The organism is Brevundimonas mediterranea, from assembly GCF_011064825.1.
In the GTDB taxonomy this organism is placed as follows: Bacteria; Pseudomonadota; Alphaproteobacteria; order Caulobacterales; family Caulobacteraceae; genus Brevundimonas; species Brevundimonas mediterranea_A.
The window spans coordinates 2086505-2102280 of record NZ_CP048751.1 but is presented as its reverse complement, the minus strand read 5'-3'; the positions used below and the strand labels follow the sequence as shown (position 1 = coordinate 2102280).

Genomic DNA, 15776 nt, shown 5'->3' with positions numbered 1-15776 from the left:
GGCCGGCGCAAGATTTCACAAAAACTTCGCCTTACGCCCCCCGCTTGCGGCCGATGACCATGCGTCCGGCGGCGTCGCGTCTCACGCTCAGACCCTTGCCTTGCGCCAGGGCGGTCAGGGCGATCTCCATCTGATCGAAGCGGAAGGCCACTGTGACCGGCAGGTCGGCCAGACTGGGATCCTCCAGGACCACGCCAGCCGGATGATAGCGGTTCAGGCTTTCCACCACCTGCCCCAGGGGCGCGTCGCGGAAGGCCGCGCGCTGGTCGCGCCAGCGCCCCGCGCCCGCCGGGTCGAAGGTCTGGACGGCGAGCGATCCGTCGGGGCGCACGGTGGCGGCCTCTCCCGGCGTCAGGATGGCGACGCTTTCGGCCGACGCGGCCCTGACCCGTCCTCGGGACACCGCGACATGGGCGCCCCGGCTGCCGCGATTCACCTCAAAGGCCGTGCCGATGACGGTGACGGTCAGATCACCGGCCGCGACCGTGAACGGACGCTGGGGCGCCGCCGCGACGTCGAAGAAGGCGTCGCCTTCCAGAAGTTCGACCTTGCGCCTGTCGTCTTCCATTCGGACGCGCAGGGTCGATCGACCGCCCAGGGTCACGCGGCTGCCGTCGGAGAGGACGATGCGGCGGATTTCCGCCGGGCCTGTCGCGGTTTCCACGGTTCTGACCCAAAGCGCCGCCATGACCTGGCGATGCAGATCAGGTCCGATCATGACGGCGCCGAGCATGGCCGCGGCGACGGCCGCCGGCGCGCCCCAGCGTTTCCAGCGCCCTGAACGGGTCTCGCGACGGGGCAGCCGCCGTCGATTCGGCGTCGCCACAGGTTCCGCCGGCAAGACGGCCGCGTTCAGGGCCTCGGACCAGTCCAGATCCGCCCAAAGCCCGCGGGCTTCAGCGAAGGCGTCGGCATGCGCCGGCTGAGCCTCCAGCCACGTCGTCAGCGCCCGCCGCCGTTCGGCCGGCAGAGGCGCGCCGCTGTTCAACTCCGACAGCCAGTCGAAGGCGGCGTCCATCACCTCATCTGGCGCCTCATCGGGGACGACGGGCGCGGTCAACGCACGCTCCTGTCCAGTTCGGCGGTCATGCGCGCCTTGAGTGTGGAGAGGGCGCGCGAAATCCGGCGGCTGATGTCCGCCTGAGACCGACCGGTCCGCTTCGAAATCTCATCGTAGGTCATGCCTTCAATCCGGCTCATAACAAGCAGGCTGCGCTCCTCTTCGGGCAGGTCAAGGATCGCCTGATTCAATCGCCTGTGCCTTTCCCTCTCCAGAAGGACACTTTCGGGGGTTCGTTCTTCCAGGATCGGAAGCAGGGGCGCCTGCGCCTCCTGATCAAGCGTGCGTTGCGCCACGGCCGCGTGGCGCATCTGGTTCAGGACCAGGTTTCGCGCCATGACCAACAGGAAGGCGCGAGGATTGCCGACCGAGCGGCGGTCCGGCAAGCCGCCGAAACGCAGGAAGGCGGTCTGGATCGCGTCCTCCAGCCCGTCGTGATCGACGCCGAAACGCCGACGCAAGGCCTTCAGCAGATCAGCATGATATCTGCGGTGCAGGCTGTCCATCATGCTACGCCACTCGGTGTGATCCGATCTGAAGGCTAGTCCTCGTCGAGCCGAACCCGAGCGCCGCCTTCGATAGGGACGAAGCATGAAGGTTGGATGACGCTGCTTCAGCGACCACCCGGGCGCCCTCGAGAGGCGATTCCTCAGAAGCGCGTCCATCTCCGCCGAACAGAATCGGAACGCGTTGCGTCCGCAGGGCGGACGAAGCGGGGAATTCTTCGCAAAACCACTGGCGCGCTCGCGGATGAGCCGATCGGCGAGCGCTGACAAGGTATTGAAAACTGGAGCGGGCGATGGGAATCGAACCCACGACATTCAGCTTGGGAAGCTGACGTTCTACCTCTGAACTACGCCCGCGCGACGTCTTCCTTAGACGGAGGTCTGGCGCGGCTCAAGGCGGCGGGGCAAGGTCTTGTCGGGGAGGATGCGAAATGCGGCGAGGAAACGACGGCGGCGGCCTGGGCGGCCTCGGCTTCGGCTGTCTTGCAGCCACGATATTGGCGGGCGTGGCGGCGGCGGCGCTGTGGGTGATCTTCGCCTGGGGCGTCAATCAGGCCTGAGCGCCGCCGCCCTTGACAACTATTCGACGCTTTCGACGGCGACGCCGCGCGATTTCAGGATCGACTGGACGCTGTCGTCGCCGGTCAGGTGGGCGGCGCCCACAGCGATGAAGGCGGTGCCGGAGCCCTGGAGCTGGGTCTGGATCTGGTCGGCCCAGTCGGTGTTCCGGTCGACCAGCAGCACCTTGTACAGTTCCGGGGCGTCGGTCTTCATCTCCTCGACGACGATCTTGTCCAGGGCTTTAACGTCGCCCTTGGCCCAGGCCTCGACCATGGAATCGAGCCGGACCACCGCCTGATCATAGTCCTTCAACGTCTCGCGCAGGAGCTCCAGCTGGACGTCGTCAGGCAAGGTGGCCAGCATGCCGATCTGTTCCTCGATCGTTTCCAGACCATGCACGGGCTTGCCCGCCGCGATGGCGCGCGCCTTCAGGGCCTGCTCGACGCCGGACTGGGGATCATAGCCGGCCTTCAGCAGGGGGGCGACCGACAGGGTCAGACCGACCAGCCAGGGCTTCATCGGCTCCATCTGGGCGGCCGTGAGACCGATGGTCTGGGCGGCGACGTCCAGCTGGGCCACTTCCTCGGCCGTCAGGCGGCTGGACAGCGGGATCTGGGGCGACATGCCGTATTGCTGCACCAGGGGGATGACGGCCGCCTGGTCGTCGGGATTGCTGATTTCGAACCAGATGTCCGAGGCGCTTTCGAAGGCGGCCTGGACGCGTGGGCTGTTCCAGCCGGTGGTCGGGCGCAGCACATGGACTGTGCCGAACAGATACAGGGTCGAGTCCGCATCCTTGACCACCCACAGGGCCGGGCCCTGGCCCTGAATGGCGGGCGCCGCGGCGGCGGCTGGAGCCGGGGCGGCCTGGGTCTGGGGCTGGGCCAGGGCCTGGGCCGGGGCGCCGGCGATGGCGAAGACCAGGGCCAGGCCGGCGGCGACGCCGACGGCGCCCTGAGCCAGATTGGAGACGGAGGATTTCAGGCGTTTCGACAGGGTCATGGTTGTTTCCTTTGGTTGAAAGCGAGGTGAAGAAAGCGAGCGCCTCAGGCGAGCCCGCGACGGGCGGACACGACGGCGGAGACGAACAGGTAGAGGGTCATCAGGACGGCGTAGACGTCCCAGGCGGTGAGCGGCGGCAGCAGGCTGAGCCGCTCGGCTGCCGCCCACAGGAACAGCAGCCCCTGTCCCAGGAAGAAGGTCGCGGTGGCGGCCTCCAGGGTGGTGCGGCGCAGCAGTTCATCGACGCCGCGCCACATCCTGATGTTCAGCACCGTATGAACGGCGAACAGCAGAATGATCAGGCCCATCGCCATGCCGCCGGCCAGTCCCGCCAGAGAGAAGGCCAGGGGCAGCAGCAGGATGAAGCCGGAGAAGCCCAAGACGGCCGCCTGGAAGCGGGCCTGGCCGACCTCCTCAGACGAGGCGGGCTCTTCCAGATGATACATCCGGGCCAGGCGGCGCGGGTCCAGACTGATGACCATGACCGCACCGGCGCCGATCATCAGGGCGATTCCAGTCAAGGCCGCCAGGGCGTCTGACCATCGCAGGTTCAGGCCGTCCAGGGCGTCCGGCCCGATCAGCTGGGGCAGGACCGTTCGGCCGAAGACATAGCCGGCGGCCCCCATGACCGCGCCGAAGCCGAAGCCGACCAGCAGACGACGCGGCAGGCGAGCGTTTTTGGGGGATGAAGCGGTCATCCGTTGTTCTCCTCTTCCGAGAAAATGGACTCGATCGGTTGATCGAAGATGCGGGCGATCTTGAAGGCCAGCGGCAGGGAGGGGTCGTAGCGGCCGGTCTCCAGCGCATTGACGGTCTGGCGCGACACGCCCAGCAGTTCGGCGAGATGGGCCTGGGACCAGTCGCGCTCGGCCCGCAGCACCTTGAGGCGGTTGTTCATGGGTCAGCCCTCACCGGCGCGCCAGCCACCACCAGCCCCAGACCACGGCGTAACCGATCAGCATCAGCGCCATCATGCCCAGGGCGCCGGTCGCGGCGTAGGCGGCGGGGTCGGTCCGACCGTCGAAGGGAGAAGCGATCACAAACCGCTCAGCCGGCGGCGCGGTGGCAAGGACGATGAAGACGCCGCCTACAGCGAGACCGACGGACCCGCCGTAATACCAGGCCGCCTTGTGCGCCTCGCGCGCCGCCTCGTCGATACGAACCATCCAGGCGAAACCGAGCCAGAGCGCCAAGGCCATCATCAGCACCGCCATGACGCCGATGACCGCCAGCAAGGCTGTGTCCTCCTCGACCAAACCGCGGTTTGAGGCGAAGACGAAGACGACCGCCGAGATGACAACGATCACCATGACCGCCAGCACGCCGGCCAGCGACAGGGCGATGAGTTTCCAGAGGCCTTTGGCCATGACAATGCTCCTTGTCCTTATGACAAGGATGCTTGTCTCACGAGGCTTAGCGAGCTGTCAAGCACACTTGTCAAAGAGACAAGCTCAGTTGTCTGTCGGCGCCGTCAACTCCGGCCGGGCGATGGTGCGCGGCTGGGTTTCGACCTGAGCAAGCGCAGGAATTTCCTTGCCCTCGTGGTCCACCTGCAGATCCTCGAACCGGCGGGCCGAGACCATGACCTGGCTCTCCAGCGAGCCGACGAACTGGTTATATTTCCCGACCGCCTGATCCAGCGCCCGGCCGACCGCCGAGGCGTGGCCGCCCATGACCGACAGCCGTTTGTAGAGTTCGCGCCCCAGGGCGGCGACCTTGTCGGCGTTGGCCGCCTGTTCCTCGGCCCGCCAGCCATAGGCCACGGCCTTGCACAGGGCGAACAGGGTGGAGGGGGTGGCGATGACGACCCGCGATTCCATCGCGTCCGACAGCAAGTCCGGCGCATGGTCCAGGGCGGTGGACAGGAAGCTGTCGCCCGGCACGAACAGGACGACGAAATCGGGGCTGGGCTTGAACTGGTCCTGATAGGCCTTGGACGACAGCTGGCGCACATGGGTTTTCAGGCTGGCGGCGATGCGCAGACCGACAGACCGGGCGCGCGCCTCCTCGTCGCCCTCCTCGTCATCAAAGGCTAGGGGCACCTTGGCGTCGATCACGAACAGGCCGCCGCCCGGCAGACGCACCAGGAAGTCGGGCCGGTTCTGCCGCCCCTCGTCATCGGCGCTCGAGGTCTGTTCGGTAAAGTCGAACCGGCCGGCCATGCCGGCGGCCTCCAGCACATTGCGGCAGGTCTGCTCGCCCCAGCGACCGCGCCGGCCGGTGTTGCCGCGCAGGGCCTCGGTCAGTTTGCGCGCCTCGTCCCGCGTGGCCGACGAAGCCGCCATCAGCTGGGTCAGCTGTTCCTTCAGGCCGCCGGTCTCCTCGGCCCGGGTCTTCTCCAGCGCCGCGACATGTTCCTGAAACTTCGTCAAGGTGTCGGCCACCGGCTTCAGCTGGGCCGCCATCCGCTCGCGCGCCAACTGGTCCTGGGCGCGGAAGGTCTCGGTCGCGCGACTGACCATCTGGTCGGCGACCACCTGGGCCGACTGGGCCGCCTGGGCCTTCAGCAGTTCGCCCATCGTGACCCGGCTCTCCTCGACCAGATCAATGCGCGCCAGGGCCGCCGACAGCGCCCCCTGTGCTTTTTGCCACCCCATGAAGGCCCACAGGAAACCGCCCCCCAAGGCGGCGGCGAGGACGGCGAGGATCAGCGCGAGCATGTTCATGCTCCGTTCCTAGCGGGAGTCGCCTTCCCGGAAAAGCCGATCCGCGACCGGCCTTCCGGTAAGGGCTTTAACGGTCCGCCCCCGAGGCCGCGTTGCGGGATGCGATCAGGGCCGAAACGTCGATGCCGGAGCCGACGACGCAGGTTTCCGCATCCAGCGGGCAGACGCCCAGGGTGCGTTCGACCTCGCGCAGGCGGACCACCTCGGGGTTGGACCGGATCGATTCCGCCAGCAACCGGTTGGCCTCGGCCTGGCCGCGCGCCTGAGCGATGCGGGCCTCGGCGTTGGCGCGCTCCAGATTGACCCGCTCCAGAGCCGCGCGCGTGTTCTGCTCGGCCGTGGTGCGCGACTGGATGGCGGTGACGACGCTCTCGGGGTAGCGGATCGACCCGACCCACTCCATCCGGATGATGTCCAGCCCCTGGGGCGCCCATTCGCGTTGCAAGGCTTGCATGGCCTTCTGAAGCACGATCTGGCGTCCCGGACCGATCAGTTGGCCAGGGCAGTCCTCGGCGTCCTGGGTGCCGACGGGGACGATGGGGGCGCCTGGCGCCGCCACGGGCGCGACGACCGGGACGCTCGACTGCTGGGCGTTACAGGCCACGGGCAGTTTTTCGGTCTCGCGGGCGATGGCGGCGCGCACCGAGGTGCGCAGCGGGCCGTCGATGAAGGCGTCGAACTCCTGGCGCCAGGTGGCGTAGAGATCGGCCGCCCGATCCTCGCGCACCTTGAAGGTCAGGGCCACGTCGGCGGTCATCGGCAGACCCAGAACGTCGGAGAACATGATCTCCTCGTTCTCGCGTCCATCGGCGTTCGGCTCGCGCGTGTAGGAATAGGTGCGTTGCAGGGTCTGATAGGTGCGGATCTTCTCGCCGATCCCCTCCCAGTGGAAGCCCGGACCCAATTCGTCACGTTGCACGCCGGGGTTCGGCCCGAACTTGGTGGTCTTGATGCCCATATAGCCGCTCTCGACCGTGACGCTGCACGACGAGACGCTGATGGACGCGACCACGATCAGGCCGAGTATGGCTGAGATCATGAGGACGGTGCGCGTCACGGACCCGCCCCGCAGGCTGGGCGGTTTTATCCCGCCGGTTCCAAAGCTCATTGGTCTCCCCCCGAGACAGTGTCAGATACACCCAACGCCCGCGACGCCCAGGCGAACAGTCGCCACGCCGCCCAGCACAGGGCCAGAATGCCGGCGATCCCGACGACCGAGGCGGTGATCAGACTGCCGGCGAAATGCGCTTCCAGGATCAGGGGCACGGCGAAACGGACCAGGAAGATGAACCCGATCACCAGGGCGGCGATTCCCGCCGCAGCGCCCAGCGCCACCTTGACCTCACGCCCCATTCTTCGCCCCCACGAACACCTGACGACCACCACAGCGCGTTTCGAGACCGGGATCAATCCCGGCGAATCGTCACGCCGGCCTTCGCGCCCGCATGGCCTGAACAATGGTGCCGTCGTCCAGCCAGTCCAACTCGCCGCCCACCGGCACGCCGCGCGCCAGGGAGGTGACCTGGACGTCGGGGCCCGAGATGCGTTCGGCGACATAATGGGCGGTGGTCTGGCCGTCGACGGTGGCGGGCAGGGCCAGGACGACCTCGCGCACGGCGCCGCCCCCCTCGTTCTGGTGTCTGACCCGCCCGACCAGTTCGGCGATGCGCAGATGTTCGGGGCCGACCCCGTCCAGGGCCGACAACAGGCCCCCCAGCACATGATATTTGCCGCGGAAGGCGCCGGACCGCTCCATGGCCCACAGGGCGCCGGCCTCCTCGACCACGCAGATCAGGCCGTTGTCGCGCGATCCGTCGGAACAGATGGCGCAGGGGTCGCGGGTGTCGGGCGCGCCGCAGACCGAACAGGACACCACCTTCTCGGCCGTCTCGGCCAGGGACGCCGCCAGCGGCACAAGCAATTGCTCGCGCCGCTTCAGCAGGGCCAGGGCCGCGCGCCGGGCCGAGCGCGGGCCGAGCCCTGGCAGTTTGGCGAGAAGGGAGATCAGCCGCTCGATCTCCGGCCCGGCGGAAGCGGCCATCAGAACAGTTTCGGCATTCCGGGAATATTCATCCCGGCCATCGGACCTGCGGCTTCCCGCATCAGGGCGTTGTTGACCTCGTCCAGCTTGCGCTTGGCGTCGGCGTGGGCGGCCACGATCAGGTCGGCCAGGATCTCGCCCTCGCCGGGCGACAGCAGGCTGTCGTCGATCTTGATCGCGGTGATCTCGCCGGCGCCCTTCAGGGCCACGGTCACAAGGCCGCCGCCCGAGGAGCCCTCGGCGGAGGTTTCGGCCATCTTCGCCTGGGCGTCCTGCAGCTTTTGCTGCATCGCCTGAGCCTGCTGCATCAGTTGGGTAAGGTCTTTCATGCCCCCTAGATAAGACGAAGCCGGCCGGTGCGACAGGGGTGTTTCGCCCGGATGACGTGCGTCCCCTTGGAAACGATGGATTGCCTGATTTGCACTTGAAACAGTTGCTGAAGCGACTAGATCAGCACCTGCACTTGTTGCTTTTCATAATCAGGACGCCTTCCCATGGCCTATGATGCTGTCACCCAACGCGACGCCCCGCTGTCGGACGCGGCCCTGTCGCAACTCTTCACCGAGGCGCGCACCCGCAACGCCTGGAGCGACCGCCCGGTCGCGCCAGACCTGCTGCGCCAACTGTACGACCTGACCAAGTTCGGCCCCACGGCGGTCAACGCCAGCCCCGCCCGGTTCGTCTTCGTCACCTCGCCCGAGGCCAAGGCGCGGCTGATCCCGCTGATGAGCGAGGGCAATCGCGCCAAGACCCAGCAGGCGCCGGTGAACCTGATCATCGCCCAGGACATCGACTTCCACGAGCATCTGGACGCCCTGTTCCCGCACGCGCCGGGGGCCAAGGCCTGGTTCGCCGATGAGGCCGGACGTCGCGAGAGCGCCTTCCGCAACGCCTCGCTTCAGGGCGGATATCTGACCATCGCCGCCCGAGCCCTGGGCCTGGACGTCGGCCCCATGTCCGGCTTCGACGCCGCCGCCGTGAAGGCGGAATTCTTCCCCGACAGCAATGTCGAGCCGAACTACATCCTCAACCTCGGCTACGGCACGGAAGAGAACCTTTTCCCGCGCTCGCCGCGCCTGTCGTTCGAGCAGGCGGCGAAGATTCTCTGACCACCCGCGATCAGGGCCCAAAAAGACGACGGGGCGGCCTGCAAAGGCCGCCCCGCTTCAATTCCGACCATGCGAGGTCGATCTCAGGTGTTCGGCGGCGCTGCGCTGGTCGCAGCGGGCGGAGCCGCCGGGGTCTGCTGTGTCGTGGGGGCAGCGCCGACAGCCGGGGTTTCGCCGGTCGCCTCGGTCGCAGGCGCGCCCTCGGCAGGCGCCGCTTCTCCTTCGGCCGGGGCCGTCGCGCCGGGCTGACGGGCCGGATCGGGCGCCGGAATGGCGAAGCCGCCCGAGCCCTGGTTCCGCAGCCAGGCGATCAGATTGATCCGCGTCTGCGTATCGCGAATGCCGGCGAAGGACATCTTGGTGCCCGGCACATAGCGAGCCGGAGCGGTGATGAAGCTGTTCAGTTCGTCATAGCCCCAGGTCGGCGCCTCGGCCTTGTGCTTGGCCATGGCGTCCGAATAGGCGAAGCCCGCCCGGTGCATGACCGGGCCGCCGACCACGCCAAACAGGTTCGGGCCGATGCCGTCGGCCCCGCCCTGCGCCGCATTGTGGCAGGCTTGGCAGCGCGCGAACGCGGCCTCGCCGGCGGCCAGATCGGCGGCCGGCAGGACCGTGCCCCAATCCGGCGGCAGCTCGGCCTGTTCAGCGCCGGCGGCCTCATCGGGCGCATCGACGAAATACCCCATCTTTTCCGGCGGCGCGGAATGATAGATCAGGCCCGACGCCTGTTGCACGACCAGGATGACGAACGCCGTCCCCAGGGCCGCACCGAATATCTTGTTCCATTTCAGATCGCCGCTCATGCGCGTCGTCTCATCCCGTCCCTAAGGTTTCCCACCTCCGCCGTCTTACGCAGCGAAGCCTTCCTTGCCTGATCAGGTCTTACACGGTAGCGCGGGGTTCGCAACCGGCGCGAACGCTCCAACAGCGGCGGCTGATCCAGGCAGGCTCCGAGTAGACTCATGAATCCGTTGATATTGATACCCGCTCGCATGGCGGCGACCCGTCTGCCGAACAAGCCCCTGGCCGATATCGGCGGCAAGCCCATGATCGTGCGGGCCTATCAGCAGGCCGAGGCCTCGGGCCTGCCGGTCGCGGTCGCCGCGGGCGATCCCGAGATCGTCGCCGCGATCGAGGCCATCGGCGGGCGCGCCATTCTGACAGATCCCGACCTGCCGTCGGGCTCGGACCGGATCCGCGCCGCCGTCGACGCCATCGACCCGGAAGGCGATTTCGACGCCGTGATCAATGTCCAGGGCGACATGCCCTTCGCCGATCCCGGTTTGGCGACCGCCTGCGCCGCCATTCTGCACGGCGAGCCGAGCTGCGACATCGCCACCCTGGTCGCAATCGAGGCCGATCTGTCGGACCGGACCAATCCCGACGTGGTGAAGGCGATCCTGGCCCTGGGCGAGAACGAACGCCAGGGCCGCGCCCTCTATTTCACCCGCTCGACCCTGTATGGCGACGCCCCCATCTGGCGTCACATCGGCGTCTACGGCTATCGCCGCGCAGCCCTGAACCGCTTCTGCGCCGCGCCCCCGTCGCCGCTGGAGAAGCGCGAGAAACTGGAACAGCTGCGGGCGCTGGAGATGGGCATGCAGATCTGGGCCGCCGTCATCGACGAAGCCCCCCTGTCCGTCGACAATCCGGCGGACCTGGAGGCGGCGCGAGCGCTGGCCTGAACGCGAATCCGTCTCCCTCCCCCTGCGGGGGAGGGCGGCTGAGCCGTAGGCGAGGCCGGGTGGGGAGGGCCGGGCGACGTCTCGCGGACTTAAGTTGAAATCAGATAGGTGCGGCCTTGCCTTGCCGCCCCCACCCGGTCGCTTCGCGCCCCCCCTCCCCCGCAGGGGGAGGGAAAAGTCTCCCTACCCTTCCTCCGCCCAGGCCTTGATCAGGCTGTGGGCGATGGCGAAGGGCGGCGGGGCCTGGATGGTCGGATGTTCGCCGGCGATCACGGCCTTGGCCTCGGCCCGCGTCAGCCAGGCCACCGATTCCAGCTCGGTCTGATCCGGCCGGGCCTGGTCGTCCGACACCTCGGCGATCAGGCCGATCATCAGTTGCGACGGGAAGGGCCAGGGCTGGCTGGAGTGGTAGGCTGTGTCGATCACGGTCAGGCCGGCCTCTTCCTTCACCTCGCGGGCGCAGGCCTCTTCGATGGATTCGCCGGGCTCCAGGAAGCCGGCCAGGGCTGACATCCGCCCGACAGGCCAGGCCGCCTGGCGGCCCAGCAGACAGATCGGCTCAGGCCCGCCCTTGTAGACCGGCAGCATGATGGTGACCGGATCGACGCGCGGAAAATGTTCGGTCCCGCAGGCCGGGCAACGTCGTTTCCACCCGCCCGATGTCGTCTCGCTCAGCGTGCCGCAGTTGGCGCAGAAGCCATGTTTGCGCCGCCAGTCGAACAGGCTCTTGGCCCCGCCCGCCATGGCCGCGTCCTGGGCCGGCAGGATGGCTGCGGCGCCGCGCATCTCGTGGAAGGCGCCCAATCCCCTCACCGGCCCTTCGGCCGGATCAATCGAGCCTTCGAACTCGATGGCGAAGACCGGCGCCCCGGCCCACAGACCCAGGAAGACATCGCGGTCCGGAACCATGTCGCGCGCGTGTTTCAGCGACAGCCAGGCCAGGCGCGGCCCCTCGGCCGTCTCCTCGACCAGCGGCCGCCCCTCCCACAGCACCATCGACTGGGCTTCGGGATTGGCCTCCTGCTCGGCCAGCCATTCGGAATCGTTGCGCAGGTCGCCGGCCCGATCCAGGGGATTGCCGGCGAAGATGTTCTGATGAGCCATGCGGCCTTGTAACCCTTGATTCCGTTCGCCGCACCCGTCATATCCCCTCTCGGAGATCGCGCGGGCGAAGGCTTCGCCAACCTGGTCAGGGCCGGAAGGCAGCAGCCACAACGAATTCCCCTTCGGGTCGCGCGGTCTCTACCTCATTTTTTAGTGCGCTACGCTCGCGACGCGGTCGCTCGCTGCTTGAGCGCGTTTGCGTGCCGTCGCTCCCCTCCCCTTTCGTCATTCCGGGCGGAGGCCCGCTTGGCCCGCAGACCCGGAATGACGAAAGAAGAGGTTGGCCCCGCTCGTGCGGCTTAAGCCGAGAATCCCTTCTTCCCGCTGCTCTCCCGCTGTAAGACTTCGCCCATGACGGACAGCGACACGAATCTCGACGGCCCGCCCTGGGAAGAGGACGACGTCGTCGAACGCGACGAGAATACCGACGACATGTTCGGCGCGCCTGCCGCTGCGCGCCTGCCTGCCGCGACGCCTGAGCCGGTCACGGCGCCCGTTCCTGCACCTGTCGCCGCCAAGCCCGCCCCATCCGAAATCGAAGCCCACGCTGACGACGGGTCCGCCTATCAGGTGCTGGCGCGCAAATATCGGCCGCGCACCTTCGAGGACCTGATCGGGCAGGAGGCGATGGTCCGCACCCTGACCAACGCCTTCTCCACCGGCCGGATCGCCCACGCCTTCATGCTGACCGGGGTTCGCGGGGTCGGCAAGACGACCACCGCCCGCCTGCTGGCCCGCGCCCTGAACAACGAGACGGAGAGCATCGACCGGCCGTCCCTGACCCTGACCGCCCACGGCCGGCACGACGCCGCCATCATGGCCGGCCAGCATATGGACGTGATGGAGATGGACGCCGCGTCCCACACGGGCGTCAACGACATCCGCGATATTCTGGAGAGCGTCCGGTATGCGCCGGTCGAGGCGCGCTACAAGGTCTATGTGCTGGACGAGGTCCACATGCTGTCGACGCAGGCGTTCAACGCCCTGCTGAAGACGCTGGAGGAGCCGCCGCCCCACGCCAAATTCATCTTCGCCACCACCGAGATCCGCAAGGTGCCGGTGACGATCCTGAGCCGCTGCCAGAGATTCGACCTGCGTCGGGTCGAGCCCGAGATCCTGATCGGCCACCTGGGCCGGATCGCCGAGCGCGAAGGCATGAAGATCGAACAGGACGCCCTGGCCCTGATCTCGCGCGCGGCCGAAGGCTCGGTGCGCGACGGCCTGTCCCTGCTGGACCAGGCCCTGGTCCAGGCCGAGCGCGGCGAGATGGTCAAGACCGAGACGGTCCGCGACATGCTGGGCCTGGCCGACCGCAGCCAGACCATCGCCCTGTTCGAATCCGTCATGGCCGGCCGCACGCCCGAGGCCCTGGAGAATTTCCGCACCCTGTACGGCTTCGGCGCCGATCCGGTGCAGGTGACCAACGACCTCCTGGAACACTGCCACGCCGCCTCGGTGGCCAAGATGCTGGGTCCGAACGCGACCCGACTGCCCAATGACCAGGCGCAGAAGCTGGCCGCTCTGGGCGCCGCCATTCCGGCCGCAACCCTGTCGCGCACCTGGCAGATGCTGCTGAAGGCGCTGGACGAGGTGAGACGCGCACCCAATCCGGCCGATGCGGTCGAGATGGCCATTGTCCGCCTGGCCTACGCCGCCGACCTGCCGGGACCGGAGGAGGCGTTGAAGCGACTTCAGTCCGGCGAACCGTTCGGCGGCGGTTCCGCGCCACGTGGCGGCGGCGGGGGCGGCGGAGGCGGAGGGACATCGGCCCAGCTGGCCGCGCGTCCGGTCATGGCCCCGGCCCTGCCCGACCCGCAAACCTTCGAACAGGTCGTCGCCCTGATCGGCGAGAAACGGGAAGTCGGGCTTCAGATGGACGTCGAACGGTTCGTCAAACCCGTCTCGTTCAAGCCCGGCGCCATCGTCTATGAAAGCGTCGAGGGCGCGCCGGTCGAACTGGCGCGGCGCCTGGCCGGGCGGCTGCGGGAATGGACCGGCCGCACCTGGCTGATCGCCGCCAACGGCCAGGGCGGCGGCGAGACCCTGATCGAGCGTCAGAAGAAGGAGCGGGCCGCCGAGCGCGAGAAGGTCGAGGCCGACCCCTTCATCAAGGCGGTGCTTCTGGCCTTCCCCGGCGCCAAGCTGGGCGAGATCAAGACCATCGCCCCCGCCGTCGTCACGCCGGAAATCCCCGACGCGCCCGAGGACGATGACGAGGACTGACGGCCTATCCCTCGAGCGAGACCACAGGCCCTGCTTCCACCGGGGTCGTTCGACGTCCGCCACGGCGGCGCTTCAGCCAGGACCGGATCCGCGACTGGATCCGGTCGTCGATCGCGAAATGGAAGGCGAAGGCGAAGGCGATCGCCGCCAGCACCCCGCCGCCCCAGAGCGCCCACTGCACGGGCGCCGACAGGGCGAAGCGGGCCGCAGCCGCATTGACCACCCCGAACCAGGCGATGCGGACGATCTCATTTGAGATGAACATCGAGAAGGAGACCATGGCGGCGGTCTCCACCCATTTCGACGGGCGACGCACCGGCACGGCGCCGGCGGCCAGAATGATCAGGGAAATCATCGCCAGGGAGATCAGGGCGTTCTTGCCGAGGGCCTGAGCGAGCGCCAGGCCGAGGAAGGCGGCGACGCCGACCCAACCGGCCAGGCGGGGGTCGATCCAGATCTTCTGGGCGAACCAGGCCAGGCTCATGCCCAGGAAGAACAGCGGCAGGGCGCGCACGAAGCCGTAGCCCATCGGCATCTGGTAGACGGGATGGCCCAGCAGGCTCCAGCACAGCTGGTTGGCGGCCAGATAGGCGGCGACGCCCAGGGCCAGCGCGCCCCAGGGCCCCAGTCGCGTCAGACCGCGCAGGATCCAGGGGAAACACAGATAGCAGCCGATCAGGGCCGAGATCGACCAGGTCGGGGCGTTCCAGCCCAGGCCGCCGGGCACGCCATAGGACTGCAACAGCAGCAACTGGGCCGGCAGCTGGTCCCAGCGGAACCATTCCGGATTGCGCGGCGCCGCCCCCGCCGCCGCACCGAGCAACACCAGGGCGACCAGCGACAGCCCCATGATCAGATGAGCGGGGACCACGCGAAGGACCCGCTTCAGCACGAAGTCGCCCGCCGACATCCGGCCCTGGCCCACTGCGGCCCCATAGACCCGCATCAGCACATAGCCGGAATCGATCAGAAAGAAGTTGGTCAGCAGGAAGCCGCCACGCGAGAACACCGGATGCACGGCCTCGGCCAGAGGAACCGGCCCGGCTCCCTGGAAGTGATGCAGGATGATCAGGAAGGCCACAATGAAACGCAGCGCGTCCAGCCAGCCGCCACGGGCGATCGGGGTTGTCTCGTTTCGGGTCGAAATCAGGCTCCAGGGCACGGCGAACGCCTCCTATGACCCCGATCTCGCAAGAGCCGGGCCGTAGTGGGACCTCTAGCCGCGCACGAGGCGCAGGAACTCCTCGCGGGTGCGGGGATCGTCGCGGACCACACCGATCAGGTGGCTGGTCGACAGACTGGCGCCGGGGGCGTTGACGCCACGCAAGGTCATGCAGCTGTGTTCGGCCTCGATGACCACGCCCACGCCCTGGGGCTTCAGGACGGTCTGGATGGCCTCGGCGATCTCGGCCGTCATCTTTTCCTGGATCTGCAGGCGTCGGGCGAAGCCGCGCACCACGCGCGCCAGTTTGGAAATGCCGACCACGCGGTCGGTCGGCAGATAGGCGACATGGGCCTTGCCCACGACCGGCAGCATATGGTGCTCGCAGAAGCTGACGAACCGGATGTCCTTCAGCACGACCAGCTGGTCGTAACCGCCCGTCTCCTCGAAGGTCTTCTCCAGATAGGACAGGGGATCGACCTCGTAGCCCGAAAACAGCTCGCGATAGCTGCGCGCCACCCGCGCCGGGGTTTCCAGCAAACCCTCGCGGTCGGGATCGTCGCCCGCCCATTCGATCAGGGTGCGGACGGCGGCCTCGGCGTCGGCCTGGGTCAGTCGGGAGGCGGTCGGGGGCGCATCAGTCATTGCGGGCCTATT

At 67.9% G+C, this 15776-nt stretch carries 19 protein-coding genes, 1 tRNA gene and 1 other RNA gene; 5 read left to right on the top strand and 16 right to left on the bottom strand.

Annotation, left to right across the window (positions count from 1 at the left end; genetic code table 11):
* Positions 1-31 precede the first annotated feature (31 nt).
* From GYM46_RS10345 to GYM46_RS10335, 3 genes are all read right to left on the bottom strand, one after another.
* A complete protein-coding gene (locus GYM46_RS10345; protein WP_008261177.1) occupies positions 32-1060 on the bottom strand; it encodes a FecR family protein in 1029 nt (342 codons plus the stop codon).
* Positions 1057-1569, bottom strand: coding sequence for an RNA polymerase sigma factor (locus tag GYM46_RS10340; protein ID WP_052004898.1), 513 nt, complete (start codon positions 1567-1569; stop codon positions 1057-1059). The genes GYM46_RS10345 and GYM46_RS10340 overlap by 4 nt, the downstream gene beginning before the upstream one ends.
* Positions 1570-1848: 279 nt before the next feature.
* Positions 1849-1923: transfer RNA gene (locus GYM46_RS10335), tRNA-Gly, on the bottom strand.
* A gap of 74 nt (positions 1924-1997) precedes the next feature.
* Here GYM46_RS10335 and GYM46_RS16950 point away from each other — a divergent pair.
* Entirely contained in the window at positions 1998-2126 is a 129-nt protein-coding gene (locus tag GYM46_RS16950) for a hypothetical protein (RefSeq protein ID WP_008259175.1), read from the top strand.
* 19 nt (positions 2127-2145) lie between these two features.
* Here GYM46_RS16950 and GYM46_RS10330 read toward each other — a convergent pair whose 3' ends face one another.
* The 9 genes from GYM46_RS10330 to GYM46_RS10290 all read right to left on the bottom strand — a co-directional run bounded on the left by GYM46_RS10330 (position 2146) and on the right by GYM46_RS10290 (position 8165).
* Positions 2146-3129, bottom strand: coding sequence for a TraB/GumN family protein (locus tag GYM46_RS10330; RefSeq protein WP_008261038.1), 984 nt, complete (start codon positions 3127-3129; stop codon positions 2146-2148).
* Between the two features lie 44 nt (positions 3130-3173).
* Entirely contained in the window at positions 3174-3827 is a 654-nt protein-coding gene (locus GYM46_RS10325; RefSeq protein WP_008262384.1) for a hypothetical protein, read from the bottom strand.
* Positions 3824-4027: a helix-turn-helix transcriptional regulator gene (locus GYM46_RS10320; RefSeq protein WP_008259774.1), complete on the bottom strand. Its 204-nt coding sequence runs from the start codon at positions 4025-4027 to the stop codon at positions 3824-3826. The genes GYM46_RS10325 and GYM46_RS10320 overlap by 4 nt, the downstream gene beginning before the upstream one ends.
* Before the next feature lie 10 nt (positions 4028-4037).
* Complete coding sequence (locus GYM46_RS10315) at positions 4038-4496, bottom strand: hypothetical protein (protein ID WP_008264238.1); 459 nt, start codon at positions 4494-4496, stop codon at positions 4038-4040.
* 84 nt (positions 4497-4580) lie between these two features.
* Positions 4581-5795, bottom strand: coding sequence for a DNA recombination protein RmuC (locus GYM46_RS10310; RefSeq protein WP_008263075.1), 1215 nt, complete (start codon positions 5793-5795; stop codon positions 4581-4583).
* A gap of 67 nt (positions 5796-5862) precedes the next feature.
* Positions 5863-6852, bottom strand: a complete 990-nt coding sequence (locus GYM46_RS10305) for an SPFH domain-containing protein (protein WP_164952698.1) — start codon at positions 6850-6852, stop codon at positions 5863-5865.
* 47 nt (positions 6853-6899) lie between these two features.
* Positions 6900-7148, bottom strand: a complete 249-nt coding sequence (locus tag GYM46_RS10300; RefSeq protein WP_008262841.1) for a hypothetical protein — start codon at positions 7146-7148, stop codon at positions 6900-6902.
* A 70-nt stretch (positions 7149-7218) separates the two neighbouring features.
* Positions 7219-7836, bottom strand: a complete 618-nt coding sequence (gene recR, locus GYM46_RS10295) for a recombination mediator RecR (protein ID WP_008259401.1) — start codon at positions 7834-7836, stop codon at positions 7219-7221.
* A complete protein-coding gene (locus tag GYM46_RS10290; RefSeq protein ID WP_008260925.1) occupies positions 7836-8165 on the bottom strand; it encodes a YbaB/EbfC family nucleoid-associated protein in 330 nt (109 codons plus the stop codon). The genes recR and GYM46_RS10290 overlap by 1 nt, the downstream gene beginning before the upstream one ends.
* A gap of 165 nt (positions 8166-8330) precedes the next feature.
* Here GYM46_RS10290 and GYM46_RS10285 point away from each other — a divergent pair, with 165 nt between their 5' ends.
* Positions 8331-8945 carry a malonic semialdehyde reductase gene (locus GYM46_RS10285; protein WP_008263100.1) on the top strand — a complete coding sequence of 205 codons (615 nt, stop codon included), beginning with the start codon at positions 8331-8333 and terminating at the stop codon, positions 8943-8945.
* 83 nt (positions 8946-9028) lie between these two features.
* Here GYM46_RS10285 and GYM46_RS10280 read toward each other — a convergent pair whose 3' ends face one another.
* Entirely contained in the window at positions 9029-9748 is a 720-nt protein-coding gene (locus GYM46_RS10280) for a c-type cytochrome (protein ID WP_008260941.1), read from the bottom strand.
* Between the two features lie 159 nt (positions 9749-9907).
* Between GYM46_RS10280 and GYM46_RS10275 the strand changes: the two genes are divergently transcribed.
* A complete protein-coding gene (locus tag GYM46_RS10275; protein WP_083793394.1) occupies positions 9908-10630 on the top strand; it encodes a 3-deoxy-manno-octulosonate cytidylyltransferase in 723 nt (240 codons plus the stop codon).
* Positions 10631-10813: 183 nt separating this feature from the next.
* On the opposite strand, the gene nudC is transcribed toward GYM46_RS10275, so the two are convergent.
* Positions 10814-11734: an NAD(+) diphosphatase gene (nudC, locus tag GYM46_RS10270; protein WP_008261671.1), complete on the bottom strand. Its 921-nt coding sequence runs from the start codon at positions 11732-11734 to the stop codon at positions 10814-10816.
* A gap of 49 nt (positions 11735-11783) precedes the next feature.
* Here nudC and ffs point away from each other — a divergent pair.
* An RNA gene (gene ffs, locus GYM46_RS10265) (signal recognition particle sRNA small type) lies at positions 11784-11879 on the top strand.
* Positions 11880-12085: 206 nt separating this feature from the next.
* Complete coding sequence (locus GYM46_RS10260) at positions 12086-13957, top strand: DNA polymerase III subunit gamma/tau (protein ID WP_008264275.1); 1872 nt, start codon at positions 12086-12088, stop codon at positions 13955-13957.
* Positions 13958-13961: 4 nt separating this feature from the next.
* Here the strand turns inward: GYM46_RS10260 and GYM46_RS10255 are convergent, their stop codons facing one another.
* On the bottom strand, positions 13962-15119 hold the full coding sequence (locus GYM46_RS10255; RefSeq protein ID WP_008261514.1) for an acyltransferase family protein: 1158 nt from the start codon (positions 15117-15119) through the stop codon (positions 13962-13964).
* Positions 15120-15173: 54 nt separating this feature from the next.
* Positions 15174-15764, bottom strand: coding sequence for a GTP cyclohydrolase I FolE (folE, locus tag GYM46_RS10250; RefSeq protein WP_008264053.1), 591 nt, complete (start codon positions 15762-15764; stop codon positions 15174-15176).
* Positions 15765-15776 lie beyond the last annotated feature (12 nt).